This is a genomic window from Bacillus sp. E214 (assembly GCF_008087365.1).
Classification (GTDB): Bacteria; Bacillota; Bacilli; order Bacillales; family Pradoshiaceae; genus Pradoshia.
Map to the genome: position 1 here is coordinate 1,653,546 of NZ_VENN01000001.1, position 14,923 is coordinate 1,668,468.

General features: G+C 37.0%; 10 protein-coding genes and 1 pseudogene. 6 read left to right on the forward strand and 5 right to left on the reverse strand.

Annotation, left to right across the window (positions count from 1 at the left end; genetic code table 11):
• Nucleotides 1-29 precede the first annotated feature (29 nt).
• Both FHY47_RS07690 and FHY47_RS07695 read right to left on the reverse strand, forming a co-directional pair.
• Nucleotides 30-839: a class I SAM-dependent methyltransferase gene (locus FHY47_RS07690; protein WP_066104713.1), complete on the reverse strand. Its 810-nt coding sequence runs from the start codon at nt 837-839 to the stop codon at nt 30-32.
• Between the two features lie 378 nt (nt 840-1,217).
• On the reverse strand, nt 1,218-3,920 hold the full coding sequence (locus FHY47_RS07695) for an ATP-binding protein (protein ID WP_187393456.1): 2,703 nt from the start codon (nt 3,918-3,920) through the stop codon (nt 1,218-1,220).
• A 470-nt stretch (nt 3,921-4,390) separates the two neighbouring features.
• On the opposite strand from FHY47_RS07695, the pseudogene FHY47_RS19505 reads away from it, so the two are divergent.
• Nucleotides 4,391-4,615: pseudogene (locus tag FHY47_RS19505) on the forward strand (ester cyclase); the annotation flags it as partial.
• 171 nt (nt 4,616-4,786) lie between these two features.
• Here the strand turns inward: FHY47_RS19505 and FHY47_RS07705 are convergent.
• The 3 genes from FHY47_RS07705 to FHY47_RS07715 all read right to left on the reverse strand — a co-directional run bounded on the left by FHY47_RS07705 (nt 4,787) and on the right by FHY47_RS07715 (nt 7,605).
• Nucleotides 4,787-5,182: a GNAT family N-acetyltransferase gene (locus tag FHY47_RS07705; protein ID WP_148630067.1), complete on the reverse strand. Its 396-nt coding sequence runs from the start codon at nt 5,180-5,182 to the stop codon at nt 4,787-4,789.
• 18 nt (nt 5,183-5,200) lie between these two features.
• A complete protein-coding gene (locus FHY47_RS07710) occupies nt 5,201-5,680 on the reverse strand; it encodes a GNAT family N-acetyltransferase (RefSeq protein ID WP_148630069.1) in 480 nt (159 codons plus the stop codon).
• Between the two features lie 131 nt (nt 5,681-5,811).
• Entirely contained in the window at nt 5,812-7,605 is a 1,794-nt protein-coding gene (locus tag FHY47_RS07715; protein ID WP_066104724.1) for a M3 family oligoendopeptidase, read from the reverse strand.
• A 209-nt stretch (nt 7,606-7,814) separates the two neighbouring features.
• Here FHY47_RS07715 and FHY47_RS07720 point away from each other — a divergent pair, with 209 nt between their 5' ends.
• The 5 genes from FHY47_RS07720 (at nt 7,815) to cydC (ending at nt 14,901) form a co-directional block, all read left to right on the forward strand.
• Complete coding sequence (locus tag FHY47_RS07720) at nt 7,815-8,588, forward strand: hypothetical protein (protein ID WP_066104727.1); 774 nt, start codon at nt 7,815-7,817, stop codon at nt 8,586-8,588.
• Between the two features lie 398 nt (nt 8,589-8,986).
• Nucleotides 8,987-10,378 (forward strand): cytochrome ubiquinol oxidase subunit I, encoded by a 1,392-nt coding sequence (locus FHY47_RS07725; protein WP_066104730.1) that lies wholly within the window; start codon nt 8,987-8,989, stop codon nt 10,376-10,378.
• Nucleotides 10,375-11,385 carry a cytochrome d ubiquinol oxidase subunit II gene (gene cydB, locus FHY47_RS07730; RefSeq protein ID WP_066104733.1) on the forward strand — a complete coding sequence of 337 codons (1,011 nt, stop codon included), beginning with the start codon at nt 10,375-10,377 and terminating at the stop codon, nt 11,383-11,385. Before FHY47_RS07725 ends, cydB begins: the two co-directional genes overlap by 4 nt.
• Nucleotides 11,386-11,387: 2 nt before the next feature.
• On the forward strand, nt 11,388-13,127 hold the full coding sequence (gene cydD, locus FHY47_RS07735) for a thiol reductant ABC exporter subunit CydD (protein WP_217491082.1): 1,740 nt from the start codon (nt 11,388-11,390) through the stop codon (nt 13,125-13,127).
• Nucleotides 13,120-14,901, forward strand: a complete 1,782-nt coding sequence (gene cydC / locus FHY47_RS07740; RefSeq protein ID WP_148630071.1) for a thiol reductant ABC exporter subunit CydC — start codon at nt 13,120-13,122, stop codon at nt 14,899-14,901. Before cydD ends, cydC begins: the two co-directional genes overlap by 8 nt.
• Nucleotides 14,902-14,923 lie beyond the last annotated feature (22 nt).

The window sequence follows — 14,923 nt, forward strand, 5'->3', positions numbered from 1 at the left end:
GCTGTCACACTAGTTGGCAGCTCTATTCTTCATTTTTTCAGACCAATATAAAGTAAATGTGATGATGTACCGAGCAGAGATGGTTCCTTTGCATACTCAATCAACAGGTCTACTATTTTTCCCATTTCGCCTTCACCCTTCTCTCTCCAATAATTCCACTGATGATTTGTAACCATAGAACCTATATTAGATCCTATTAAAGCTACTTTTTCAAATCCACTTGATTTCATAAATGGATCTATATCTTCTACACGATAATAGTATGCACCCGTAAATCTCCCACTATCTGCATGATTAAAACAGCCGGTTTCGGTAAACTGTCGAATGGCATCCACCGTGTTGTTTGGCCGCCAATGTTCAGGACAGATGAGTGAATTTAACATGTGCTTTACTCTTGGCATAAATGCTATGAAAACAAGGCCGTTTTTCTTGGTTACACGATATAATTCTTTTACCGCCATCAATCGATCCTCTTCCTGCTGCAAATGGTATAGTGGCCCTAGCATTAATGAAGCATCGAATTGTTCATCTTCTATTGCAGACAGGTCTCTTGCATCTATGTTATAAAACCCATCAAATTGGGCAAACAGTCCCAATTCCCGCGCTTTATCTTCAGCAATATCAACCAAGCTCGGTGTCAGATCCGACAGGGTAACGCGATACCCCTCTTCAGCCAGCTTAAGCGAATATTTCCCTGGGCCTGCTCCATTGTCCAAAACAGTACCTGATGGAGTTAAATATTTTTTAATATAATGCCAATTCACCTGAAACTCAATTGGTTCCCTGTCTAATCTGCCCCACTCATCAAATTCACTATAGTAATCAACAATCTCATTCATACCGATCCCCCTTTAAACTATAAAACGATTTGACTACTTATGTTCAAGAAAGAGAGCTTAAAACCCTCCTAATTGTTAAAAATATTATTCGTGAAGCAGGAAAACAACCATTCCCTCTATGCTTGTGATTTATGATAAAGAACTAAAATAGATTAGAAAATTAAAATCCTTCAAAGAGGAATTAGTGCCATAGAAGCACAAATTAACAATCAATGATTTGACTCCAAGTCTACTGAATGAACCTACTACTAGTAGAGAATAAACCTATATTACAGAAGATTTCTTTTCTGTCCTTCCATAAAAAAAGCCGCTCAAATTGACTCCAATTGAGCGGCAAAAACATTAACTTTTTGAAATGAATCCTGATCTATTTTCCTTTTAATTCATCCATACTCTCATCACGGATATTAATTGCTCCAGGTTAATTGGTTTACTGATATAGTCTGATGCACCAGCCGCTAAGCATTTTTCACGATCGCCCTTCATTCCTTTTGCTGTTAAGGCAATAATCGGTAGTGATGCAAACTCTGAATTCTGACGGATACGTTTCATCGTCTCATATCCGTTCAATTCAGGCATCATAATATCCATCAGGATCATATCAATCTGGCAATCCTTTTTTAGAATCTCCAAGCATTCGATTCCATTATGAGCTACTAAGACTTCCATTTTCTTTTTTTCAAGAATTGCTTTTAGTGAGTATATGTTACGCTGATCATCATCTGTAATAAGCACTCTTTTTCCATGGAGTATGTCCAATTGGATATCATTTGGTTCTTTAGCCGCAGCCACTTCTGCTATCATCTGATGATATTGATCCCCTTGATTTACATTAATATTTTCCTGATTCTGTAGATACGGTATATAAAGAGTAAACGTACTACCTTTCCCTACTTCACTTTCAACAAATATATGACCGTTAAGCAAATAGGATAATTTTTTGCAGATTGATAAACCTAAGCCTGTTCCACCATATTTTTGTACAGTAGATCCGTCTCCCTGTTGAAAGGCCTCAAAAATGGTTTGTTGCTTATCTTTATGGATTCCTATACCTGTATCCATGACAACAATTTTTATCCACTCGTCAGTTTGAGTGGTATTATGGTTATCTTTTTCATCACATGTATGGATTATTTTTTCCACCTTCACAGACACTTTTCCTCGTTCTGTGAACTTAATAGCATTGGATAGTAAGTTTTTTACGATCTGCTGAATTTTTTGTACATCTGTATAGAAATAGGAAGGTAGATTTTCATCTATTTCAATTGTGAATCCAAGTTGTTTTCTTTCGGCTTGTGGCGAAAATATATTTAAGGTTTCAACTAACTCACTGATGTTCATTTTGCTATATGTGATTTCAGACTTTCCAGCTTCTATTTTTGAAAGGTCAAGTATATCGTTAATTAAAGATGTTAAACTGTTTGCAGCCGAATAAATATATTCAATATACTCTTTTTCCTCTGCTGAAAAACAATCACTATCTACGTCTATTAACATCTCGGCAAGAATTAAAATACTATTTAAAGGAGTACGAAGTTCATGGCTTATATTCGCAAGAAATTCAGATTTATAATTTGAACTTTGCATTAATTGTTCATTCTTAATTCTTAATTCTTCCTGAGACTGTTCGAGTTCCTTCGTTTTCTGTATAGCTTCTTGCTCACGTTCTTCCAGAAGTTCATTTATCGTCATTAATTCTTCTGACTGTGAATGAAGCTCTTCCGTCTGAACCTGCAATTCTTCAGTCATTGCTTTTGACTCATTTAGCAAGCATTCAATTTCCATTCTATTCAGAACACTGTGTATGGCCAAACCAAGAGATTCATTTACCTGCTGAATGGCTTGGTATTGTATATCTGAAAAGCCTGTTATACTTGCAAATTCAAGGATCCCAATCGTGTTATTTTCATAAATGATTGGGACAATTAAGAAAGCTTTAGGTTTTGCCTCACATAAGCCCGTTGAAAGTAGTTGGTAATCTTCCGGGATATCTTCTAATAGAACTATTTTTTGATCAATAGCAGCCTGCCCAATAATCCCCTCACCAACTTTAAATTGATCTTTTCCACCATCACCATAGGATGCTGCACGATAAAAACATGTTTCATCAGCTTGACCCCTCAAATAGAGCGCCCCAATCGAAGCTCCTACTAATGGAGACAACTTACCTTGAAGACGATCTGCAAATTCATTTATATCAAAGACGCTTTGTGTTAAGCTTATTATTTCATTAATTTTTGATAGTACCCAGTTCTGTATCTTGATATCTTTCAAATACGCTTTCTCATTTTTATTGTAGATTTCTAAAGACACGGACATATTATTAAAAGCTTCAGCAATCAGACCTATTTCATCATCCGTTTTTACTTCAAGCCTGTGGAGGGTCGATGGATCATTTAAATCAATTTCTTTCAATACAGTTGTTATTTGGTTTAAGTCCTTTGTTGTTGAACGAATAACCCAGTATCCAATTAACCCAATTAACCCGCAGGAAGTTATTGTTAACAAGAAAACAACCTGACACAAATGATTGTACTTTTCACTTGCCCGTTTAAATGCGCCCTCCATCATCTCCTCTTGATAGCTAATAAACTCTTCTATTGATTCTGTTAGCTTAGAACTTGATTCTTCCATTATCTCCCAATTTTTGCTAACGTACTCATTGTCTTGTATTAGTTCCATTATGATTATTCGTTCGTTTTCTTTGTATATTCGATATAGGGATGCGCAATCCATTAATATTTCCCTAGCTTTCTCATTTAGTGTCATACCATGGATTTTTGCAAAATGTTCTTCAATCTTGACATGATTTTTAGCAAGTTTATCTTGTATAGTAGCTGATGTTACTCCTGATAGATCATTCGCAATACTCCCAACCAACATTTTTGATGAACTGACGTTCTTTTCTATCTCATAAGTATAATTCACTTTTTTATATCGATTTTCTACAATTTCTAATAAGTCCTCACGGGAGCTATTTAAATTCTGGATGGTCATTACCGAAACGAGTACGATTACCACCATAATCAGGACTATAGCAATTTGGAATCTCCTTCCAAATCCTAATTTACTGCTAATCATCATCCTCATCCTCATCCTTAGTATTCAACCTAACTATTTTATAATCCTAAGTTTTCTATTCATACCGGTATTATTAGCCAGTTCATCCAAAATACTGTATGACTGATTGAACAACAATCAACAAGCTATATATAAGAAAATAGTAATCAAAAAAAGTGAGCAACTTATCTGAATTCCAATATTCCAGCTTTTATTTAGATAGGAAATACAGGTTTTTTTTGGCGATGTGTCGAATTTGGATAATAAGATGAAATGGAGGTGTTTGCTTTGCGAAACGTCGATAAAAAAGAAATCGTTAAAGTATGGTTTCGGGAAGTATTTACGGGGGGGGGAATACAGATATTTTAAAAGATATTGCATCAGAGGATATGATTACTCATTCCCAAGGAAATGACGAGGGATATTTCGGTATAGAGCACTTTATAACTTGGTTATCCTGATATTGCACCTCTTTTGTTGAGCGCAAATGGAGCGTTCATGACACGATTGAAGAAGGTGATAAAGTCGTTGCACGCTATAGCGGATATAGCATTTATAAAGGCGGATTACTGGACATTCCTTCTGAAAATCAACAGGTTAAAGAAACGGGTATCATTATATTTCGAATCGAGTATGGTAAAATCGCTGAACAATGGTGTGAAATGAGTGATTTACAGCTTATTCAGCAGTTAGGAGTTAAATTTGCTACAAACTAAACTATGTAGAGAAAGTTTCGCTACTGAATGGCTTTTAATCCATTTTTTCCGATTTATTCCATATAAAAACAGCGGATTTTAACCGCATCCACTGTAATATAGTAATATTTTAGTAGTAGAATTTAATAATCAATTAGATGAATTAACACTTCAGATTCTTTTTTGTAAAAATTATTGATGATGTCCTTCTGGATGATTTTCAATCACTCCAAATACGGAAAATCCGTTTTTCTTATAGAAATCTGGTGCTTGAAAGCTGAATGTATCCAACATCAGAAGTGTACATCCTTTTTCTATTGCATAGTGTTCAACTCTTGCCAGAAGCTCTTTCCCTACCCCTTTTTGTCGCAATTGATCGTCAATCCACAGGAAATCAATCTGCATTCTTCCCCAGCTGTAATGAGCTGCGATTCCGCCCTGTATATGATTGTGGTCGTCCTTTACCACATAGGTGACTTTCCCATAAGCTGTATTATTATGCTCCGGCAGTTTTTGGCGATTAAAATCAATTAAATGTTCCCGGATAAACACTTGATCTCCTTCGGTGCCGAGCTCTATTTTAATCACTCAAACAACCTCTCCTTCTTAATCAACGAGTTCTTTATACATTAGTATATCATCCACATACTGACCATTCAGAAAAAATTCTCCCTTTAATACCCCTTGCTCAATATAGCCATTCCTCTTATAGAAAGAAATAGCTGGTGTATTTGTGGACAATACTCTTAAAGAAATTTTTCGAATCCCACGCTTCTTCCCCTCTTCATCTAAAAACTGCAGTAATTTACTGCCTATACTCTTTCCCTGAAAGTCAGGATGGACACCAATCGCCATTTCCCATACATGACAATTGCTCTCCAACGGAGTAGGATATTTAACAGACATATAGCCCGCAACTCTCCCGTTCTCAATTGCGACAAACATGCTTCCCGGCGGAAAATGCTGAGCATAATCGGCTACTGATTCCCAAACGATCGGCATCGGTGTATTTGTATAATTCCAAATCAAATTTTCAAGTTCTATTAATTGTTCGTAGTCCTCAATTCTTGATGAACGTATGACCATTTAATATCTAATCCCCTTTTCAACCATCTATCCTATAGTTTACTCTTTACATGCTTGAATGATCTATCAAAGTCAAAAAGCATTGCCACCCTCTAAGGAATGACAATGCCATGAAAAGGATGTTATCCTCTCTATTTCGTTAATTCTAGGAATTCATTTACATCTGCAATTGCAAGATCCACACCAGCCTGCCAGAAATCTGGTTTCGTTAGGTCTACACCTAAATGTTTCATCGCAAGCTCCTCTGTTGTCATAGCAGCTGTATCCTGCAATAATGCAATATATTTCTTTTCAAATGACTTACCTTCTTTTAAAGATAAGTGATAAATCCCTAAGCTAAACAAATATCCAAACGTGTACGGGAAATTATAAAATGGCACTTCTGCAATATAGAAATGCAATTTACTTGCCCAGAAGGTTGGATGATATTCACTCAGAGAATTTTGATATGCCTCTTTTTGTGCAGATGCCATCATTTCGTTCAAGCGCTCAACGGAAACCAATCCATTTTTGCGTTCTGTATAATAATTTTTTTCAAAAATAAAACGGGCATGAATGTTCATGAACATAGCAATTGCATTTAGTATTTTGTTATCGAGCAATGTGATTTTTTCTGCATCCGATACAGCAGCACGGACACTGGCATCAGAGCAAATTTGTTCAGCAAATGTAGATGCTGTTTCAGCGACATTCATCGCGTAATCTGTATTAAAGAATGGCTTATCATTTAATACATGGCTGTGGAAAGCATGACCTAGTTCATGAGCAAGCGTTGCTACACCGCTTGGTGAGCCTGAATAGGTCATAAAGATACGTGATTCATTTGTTTCAGGAAAGCTAGTACAGAATCCTCCAGGACGCTTGCCAGTACGATCCTCTGCTTCAATCCACGCCTTTTCAAATGCTTCCTGGGCAAATTTAGGCAATTCATCACCGAATTTCGCAAAATTATCGATGATAAACTTTGCTCCCTCATCAAATGTGTAATGCATCGGTTCCGTTGTTACGATCGGTGCATCAACATCTACCCAGCTCAATTTCTCTTTACCTAAAAGCTTTGCCTTACGGTTAAGAAACTCTACAAAAGGCTGCTTATTTTTTGCAATGACATCCCACATTACATCCAATGTTTCTTTCTTCATTCGGTTATACTGCAATGGCTCTTTCATAAAATCTTCAACACCATGCATTTTATAATTAGCCAAACGGAAGCCGCCTAAATGATTAATCGTGTCAGCAAACAAAGGGGCTTTTTCTCCCCAGGCTTTTTCCCATTTCTTGAAAATTTCCGCTCGGACTTCTGGATTAGGATCGTCGTGCATCTTATTAAAAGCTTGGCCAGCTGATAAATGAACAGTCTCGCCATCTTCATTTGTATAAGGAATCTCAATCATTTTTACAAGTGAATCGTAATGGGTACTCCACCCGACATATCCATCTACGCGCAATGCATTAATTAGTGCTTCTTCAGCTTCCGATAATTGTTCCTTACCATGTTCCCTTTGCTCATTAATATAGAAAGCTATTTCACTAATTTCTGGTTGTTCGATGATTTCTTGCCAGACAGCATCATTTATTTGGACAAGTTTAATTGTAAATCCTGTAAAAACTGTTTCGAATTCACTTATTAATGTGTATACTTCTCCATTTAATTGATCCGCCTTTGTATCATGGACATTTTGGGCAGTAGCACATTCAAGAAATGCCGATACCTGATAGATTGCTTTTTGCAGTACCTCTGTTTGTTTTAATATAGAAACAATCTCTTTGGTACCGCTAACGTCTGAAGGAGCCTGCCAAGCTTTTACTTCCCCTTTGTATGTATTTAACAGCTCTTTGATTTCAGCTAATTTTGATAGTAATTCAGGTGACTCAGAGCCATTTGGAAATATGTTATCCAAATTCCATGTTAGAGAGTAATTCATTCAAAAACCTCCTGTCTTTTCACAATTTTCAGTATACAACTTTTATTACCAGTTGGATATATATTTTCCTCAATAATAGTACTGTCTCCCATATGCTATCTACTCATCCTCTTGAACCTCTTGATTGGTTACCCTTTTTAATATATAAATCCAATATTATTCCGTATAATGAGAGTTAATACAGCACGAAGAAAATAAGGAGACAGGTTATGGGATATTTTCAATCAGAGGAGACTTATCAATTATTAAATGCAGTAGGAGAAAATATTTTTATTTGTGATGATCAATTAACCATCATATTTATCAATCGTTACGCTGACAAATTAATTCAATGTCTAAGTCCTTTTACCGGTTTATCAAGTAAGGAAGAATATATCGGGAGAAACATAGCAGAATTTGATCAAGGGGGGAACTGCAAGAGGACAATACTCGAAAACGATTCCTTCCCCAATACCAGCAGAATTATATTTTTCAATAAATACACAGCTAAGATTGCAATAAGTCCCTTTACATTCAACAATGGTTTAACAGGTTATATGCTCACTTGGAAGGATGTAACCGATTATGAAGAAGAAATACATAAAGGGCATTCGATGATGGAAGAAATGTATGCTCCTATCATCAAAACAATTCTGGATGATGTACTTTTAATGCCCATTACTGGATTTTTGTCTGAAGATCGTCTTCATAAGATCAAAGAGAAGGCTTTATATGAAAGCTCTGATAAACAGGCTTCCTATATGGTGATTGATTTTACTAGCGTAACTTCACTGGATGACGAATATATTGTGGCAGAGCTGGAGGTCATCTCTCAATCCCTTGCTTTATTGGGTACAGAAGCTATATATACAGGCCTGTCCACTACTCTTGTCCGCCAAATCGTAAACCAGGGAACAAAAATAAAGAATGAAACATTTGCTACGTTTAATCAGGCTATGAATCATATCTGCAAAATAAAAGGCTACAAGTTGGTAAAATATTAATCTTGATCTTCCTCTTCAGCTTGATTTATTAAAATCAAGCTGTTCTTTTTGTCAACTGATTTGCAAATGAATGACAATTCGTTTGCGCAGCTTTTGTGACAATATTGTTTCATAAATTTGAATTAATTATAGTAATTTTAGTTTAGTTATAGATATTTGCAAATTATAGGACTATTATATCTAATATAAACAAGGTCATTGTAAATTTAACTAATTATTAATATATACATAGGGATAACCTACTAAACAATTTAAACTATTTAAGCCAACTCTTCATTCACGCAAAAATAATTAGTTACTTTTATAATAGAGGTGACAGCACTTTATAAATGGTTTTTTTTCGTCTGTTTTGTGAATGAATGAACAATGCATAAGAATTGAAAGGTGTGAACAGTTAAATGGAAGTATTGGATCTCGCTAGGTTTCAGTATGCAGCAACTACAATCTATCACTTCTTCTTTGTACCACTATCCATTGGATTGGTATTTTTAGTTGCTATTATGGAAACATTGTATTTTTTTAAGAAAAAAGAAATTTATTTGGACATGGCAAAGTTTTGGGGAAATATCTTTCTCATCTCTTTTGCTGTCGGAGTAGTTACAGGAATTATCCAAGAATTCCAGTTTGGAATGAACTGGTCAGAATACTCCCGCTTTGTCGGAGATGTATTTGGTGTTCCATTGGCTATTGAAGCCTTACTGGCTTTCTTTTTAGAATCCACATTCATTGGTGTATGGATGTTTGGGCGTGACCGATTGCCAAGATGGGTTCATTTACTATCTATATGGCTTGTATCAATCGGTACCATTTTTTCTGCCTTGTTTATTCTCGCTGCGAACTCTTTTATGCAGGAACCAGTTGGGATTGCGATTGAGAATGGCAAAGCTGTATTAAATGATTTCGGGGCATTTATCACAAATCCTCAGCTGCTTGTTGAATTTCCACATACGGTCTTTGGGGCTTTTGCAACCGGAGCCTTCGTAGTAGCTGGGATCAGTGCATTTAAAATATTGAAAAAGCAAAACTTAGATGTATTTAAGAAATCATTTACAATCGCTATGATTGTGGCGATGATCTCAGGACTTGGAATCGCATTTACTGGTCACTGGCAGGCACAGCATTTAATGTCCTCACAGCCTATGAAAATGGCAGCCAGTGAAGGTTTATGGGAAGATAGCGGTGACCCGGCAAGCTGGTCGCTAATTGCTAATATTGATGAAGAAACCCGTGAAAACAAGTGGTCTGTTGAAATCCCTTATGCTTTAAGTATCTTAGCCTATAATAGCTTTGAGGGATCTGTAGAAGGAATGAATACACTCCAGGAGAAATACACAGAGCTTTATGGTGAAGGCGATTATATCCCGCCGGTAGGAGCTGTTTATTGGAGCTTCCGCATTATGGTTTTCGCTGGTGCTATTATTATGGGCTTAGCAGCCTTAGGACTATTATTTATCAAGAAAAATAACCTAATAAATCAATCACTCTATTTAAAAGCAATGGTTGGAGCAATAGCCCTTCCTTTTATCGCCAATACAGCTGGCTGGATTATGACTGAAATTGGCCGGCAGCCTTGGACAGTCTTTGGATTATATACGACTGCACAGTCCGTATCCCCTAATGTTACTGCAGGACAGCTGTTAACATCGATTATTGTATTTTTGGGGGCCTATACTGTTCTTGCTGTCGTATTAATCACTCTTATTGTGAAACAAATTAAAAAAGGACCATACCAAACCACTGATACAAAACCAGATGTAGATTTATTTGACAAGGAGGCCTTTGGAGCATGAGTCTAAATGAGTTATGGTTTATCCTTGTAGCTGTTTTATTTATTGGTTTCTTTATTCTTGAAGGCTTTGACTTTGGCGTGGGAATGTCCACTCGTTTTCTCGCGCGTAATCAAAAAGAGCGGGATCAGTTGGTTTCTACCATCGGGCCTTTCTGGGATGCAAACGAAGTATGGTTGATTACTGCAGGCGGTGCTATTTTTGCGGCATTCCCTGAATGGTACGCAACCATGTTCAGTGGGTACTATCTACCATTTGTTTTATTCCTGCTGGCCTTAATTGTACGAGGAGTTGCTTTTGAATTCAGACATAAAGTCCATGAAAAGTGGATCAGTTTCTGGGATTGGATGATATTTGTCGGCAGTATAATACCTGCTTTTGTATTGGGTGTTCTTTTTACTAGCCTTGTACGTGGAATGCCAATTGATGCATCCAAAAATATGTATGCTAGCTTTGGAGATTACTTTGACCCCTACTCCATTGTTGGCGGAATCGCGATGATTGTGTTATGCCTTGTGCATGGTTTAACATTCATCGGCATTCGGACAGAGGGGCAGATTCGTGATCGTGCACGTTCTTTAGTATCAAAAATATATTTAATTCTATTAGCAGGTCTTATAGTTTTCGCCGTACTAACCTATACAATGACAGACTTATTTGAAGTACGGCCGCTCGCTACACCATTATTCCTGCTCGGTGCAGTTGTAACAACCGTATTAGGTTATGTATTCTCAGCAAAGAAAAGGGAAGCTTTAGCCTTCACTATGACGGCTTCAACTATGCTATTTACTGTTACGATGTTATTTGTTGGTCTGTTCCCAAGAGTAATGGTCAGTTCAATTAGTTCCGAATATAACTTAACTATATTGAATGCTTCCAGTGGACCATATACCCTTAAGGTGATGACCATCGTAGCATTAATATTACTTCCCTTCGTTCTTGGCTATCAAATATGGAGCTACTATGTATTCAGAAAGCGTATTTCTGATAAGGAACCGGTGAGTCATTAATGATAAACAAAGAGATTTTAACTATAAAAGGAATAAAGAGCACCATGACATTCCTATTCGTGATTTCTTTATTACAGGGGATTGCCATTATTATTCAGGCCATCTACCTTGCTGAAGGGATTACAAACTTATTTAATGGGGAAAAGCTGTCTGAACAGCTTATCCCCTTCCTTTTATTCGTATTAGCTTTTTTGGTACGCCACCTTTTGACTTTTATTCGTGATAAATGGATGGATCGCTTTGCCTCCGAATCAGGGACAGCGATGCGAAAAGAATTATTGAAGAAATTATTTGAATTGGGTCCTCGATTCACCCAATCCGAAGGGACAGGAAGCTTAGTAACAATGGCTTTAGAAGGTGTTTCCCAGGTTGAAACGTATTTAAAGCTTTTCTTGCCCAAGATGATGAGTATGTTCCTGATTCCTCTGTTAATTGTAGGGTTTATGCTGACGCTTGATTTGACTTCTGCGGGAATTGTAATCATTGTACTCCCTATTCTTTTATTCTTTATGGCTATGCTTGGGATTGCAGCAAAGCGTAAGGCTGATAAACAATATGAATCCTATCAAGTCCTTTCCAACCATTTTGTTGATTCCTTACGTGGCTTGGAAACTTTACGACTTCTGGGCTTAAGTAAAAAGTACGATCGAAATATCAAAAACGTAAGTGAACGTTACCGAAAAGCAACGATGGGGACACTGCGAATTGCATTCCTTTCAACATTCGCGCTCGATTTCTTCACCTCCCTTTCAGTCGCTATTGTCGCCTTATTCCTGGGTGTTCGGCTTATGGAAGGTGCAATTTTATTAGGACCGGCACTTACGGTATTAATCCTTGCTCCTGAATACTTTTTACCGATTCGGGACTTCGGAACAGATTACCACGCTACTTTAGACGGAAAAAACAGTATGTCTGCTATTCAACGGATTATTAATTGGCCGCTTGATCTAAAACAAAAACAAAATACAACATTCTCTACTTGGTCAAATCAGGATTCCTTAACCATTAGCAACTTGACAGTCCAACACATGGAATCCAATCAATCCGCTCTGAATGATCTATCATTTTCATGGAAGGGATACGGAAAAATCGGTATTATTGGCGCAAGCGGTGCCGGAAAATCTACCTTAATTGATGTACTGGGCGGATTTTTAAACCCTACATCCTGCACAGTTACTATTAACAATCATTCCTATTCCTCTTTTAAAGAAATGAGCTGGCAGGATCAATTGCTATATATTCCACAGCATCCTTATCTATTTAATGATACTGTGCGAAACAATATTACATTTTACACTCCAAACGCCAGTGAAGAGGAAATTCAGTTGGCTATTGATCGAGCAGGATTAAAAGAAGTTGTTGATTCCCTACCAAATGGATTGGATGAACAGATTGGAGAAAGCGGTCGTATGCTGAGTGGCGGTCAGGAACAACGAGTTGCTTTAGCACGGGCATTCCTTGATAAAAATAGAAAAATTCTCTTGTTTGATGAGCCAACTGCTCACCTTGATATAGAGACGGAATATGAATTAAAGCAAAATATCGTTCCTTTATTTGACGATCATCTTGTATTCTTTGCGACTCATCGACTTCATTGGATGACAGACATGGACCAAATTATTGTTTTAGATCAAGGGCGTATCGTTGAAATCGGAAGTCATGAGGAGCTATTAAAAAAAGAAGGCCATTATTATCAATTAATTAAAGAACACATAGGGGGAAATGAGGTGCACCATGGCTAAGAAAAAAGACTCTATCTCCATTCTCAATAACTCTTGGGTTGGTCCTTATTTATCCCAAAATAAGTGGCTCTTAACTATCGTAATTGTACTTGGTGTTGGCACGTTCTTTAGCGCAGGTGCTTTAATGTTTACATCTGGCTATTTAATATCCAAATCTGCCACTTTACCAGAAAACATCCTCCTTGTGTATGTACCGATTGTCTTGGTAAGGCTGTTTGGAGTATCAAGGCCAGCCTTTCGTTATGCTGAACGCTTAAGCAGCCATAGCCTTGTTTTAAAAATACTATCGAGTATGCGGGTCCGTTTATATAGGGCACTTGAACCAGATGCTTTAGATTTCAAATCCCGATATAAAACCGGCGATTTGCTTGGTGTGATGGCTGATGATATTGAGCATCTTCAAGATTTATATATTAAGACAATCTTTCCGTCTATCATAAGCATCGGTTTATATATGTTAATTGTCTTGGCATTAGGATTCTTTTCTATTCCTTTTGCGCTTCTAATGTTTCTATTGTTATTCGTCCTGATTATTTTGTTCCCTCTCGTATCACTATTAGTGACGCGTGCAAGACATGCACAAATGAAAAATGCAAGAAACGGACTATATCAATCTCTGACAGATGCTGTTATGGGAATTGGTGATTGGATGATTAGTGGCAGACAGTCCGATTTTATCGAATGTTATGAAAAAGATGAAAAAAAGGTTGATGTACTTGAAGCAAAGATCAATCTATTTCAACGAAAACGTAATTTTCTCTTTCAAGCTGTCATATTGGTTATTATTGTGGCACTTGCCTGCTGGATTACCTTACAGGTAGAAGCCGAACAATTCTCTCCTATTTGGATTGCAGCTTTTATTCTAGTAGTGTTCCCATTAGTCGATGCTTTCGCCCCATTATCCGATGCTGTTAGCCAGGTCTCCAGTTATAAAAGTTCATTGGAGCGAATGAATGGCTTACAGGAAGAAAAAGAATTAATAGGATTAACAAACAATGAAAACACGAGCGAATTTAATGATTTGAAGGCACAAACTGCATTGCCTATCACCTTTAATCAGATTAGTTTTTCTTATTCTTCTACTGACGAGAAGGTATTGAATAATTTAAACTTTACCATTCAGCCTGGCGAAAAAATTGCGATGCTGGGTAAAAGCGGAGCGGGGAAAAGTACAATCGTAAAGCTTTTATTAGGTGCATATAAACCTAATCAAGGAAAAATCAGTATAGGAAATAAAGATATTTCTCTTTTAGATTCTCAAATTACAAGCTTCATTTCTGTACTCCATCAGAAACCACATTTATTTGATACAACCGTTATGAATAATATACGGCTGGGCAATCCAAATGCTTGCGATGAAGAGGTATATGAAGCTGCTAAATTAGTTAGGATGCATGATTATATTGAATCTCTTCCAAATGGGTATCAAACGCGTATGCATGAATTGGGAGGGCGTTTTTCAGGCGGAGAACGTCAGCGTATTGCGCTTGCGAGAATACTTTTACAAAAAAATCCGATTGTTATTCTAGATGAACCAACTGTCGGTCTTGATTCGCAAACCGAACGCAGCCTCCTTGAAACCATATTTAAGACGTTAAATGGTAAAACAATGATCTGGATTACCCATCACTTAATGGGTGTGGAAAAAATGGATAGAGTTCTGTTTCTTCAAGACGGGGAAATCAGTATGAACGGTTCTCATGAAGAACTTCTTCAAATGATGCCCCATTATACAAAACTATATAAATTGGATATGCCACAGCTAAATAATTAAAAACAAAAGCGCTTGAGACATA

Bases quoted from the DNA above. Each gene is read 5' to 3' on its own strand.
- FHY47_RS07690 (WP_066104713.1), bottom strand. From the start codon at position 839: ATGAATGAGATTGTTGATTACTATAGTGAATTTGATGAGTGGGGCAGA.
- FHY47_RS07695 (WP_187393456.1), bottom strand. From the start codon at position 3,920: ATGATTAGCAGTAAATTAGGATTTGGAAGGAGATTCCAAATTGCTATA.
- FHY47_RS07710 (WP_148630069.1), bottom strand. From the start codon at position 5,680: ATGGTCATACGTTCATCAAGAATTGAGGACTACGAACAATTAATAGAA.
- FHY47_RS07715 (WP_066104724.1), bottom strand. From the start codon at position 7,605: ATGAATTACTCTCTAACATGGAATTTGGATAACATATTTCCAAATGGC.
- FHY47_RS07720 (WP_066104727.1), top strand. From the start codon at position 7,815: ATGGGATATTTTCAATCAGAGGAGACTTATCAATTATTAAATGCAGTA.
- FHY47_RS07725 (WP_066104730.1), top strand. From the start codon at position 8,987: ATGGAAGTATTGGATCTCGCTAGGTTTCAGTATGCAGCAACTACAATC.
- cydB (WP_066104733.1), top strand. From the start codon at position 10,375: ATGAGTCTAAATGAGTTATGGTTTATCCTTGTAGCTGTTTTATTTATT.
- cydC (WP_148630071.1), top strand. From the start codon at position 13,120: ATGGCTAAGAAAAAAGACTCTATCTCCATTCTCAATAACTCTTGGGTT.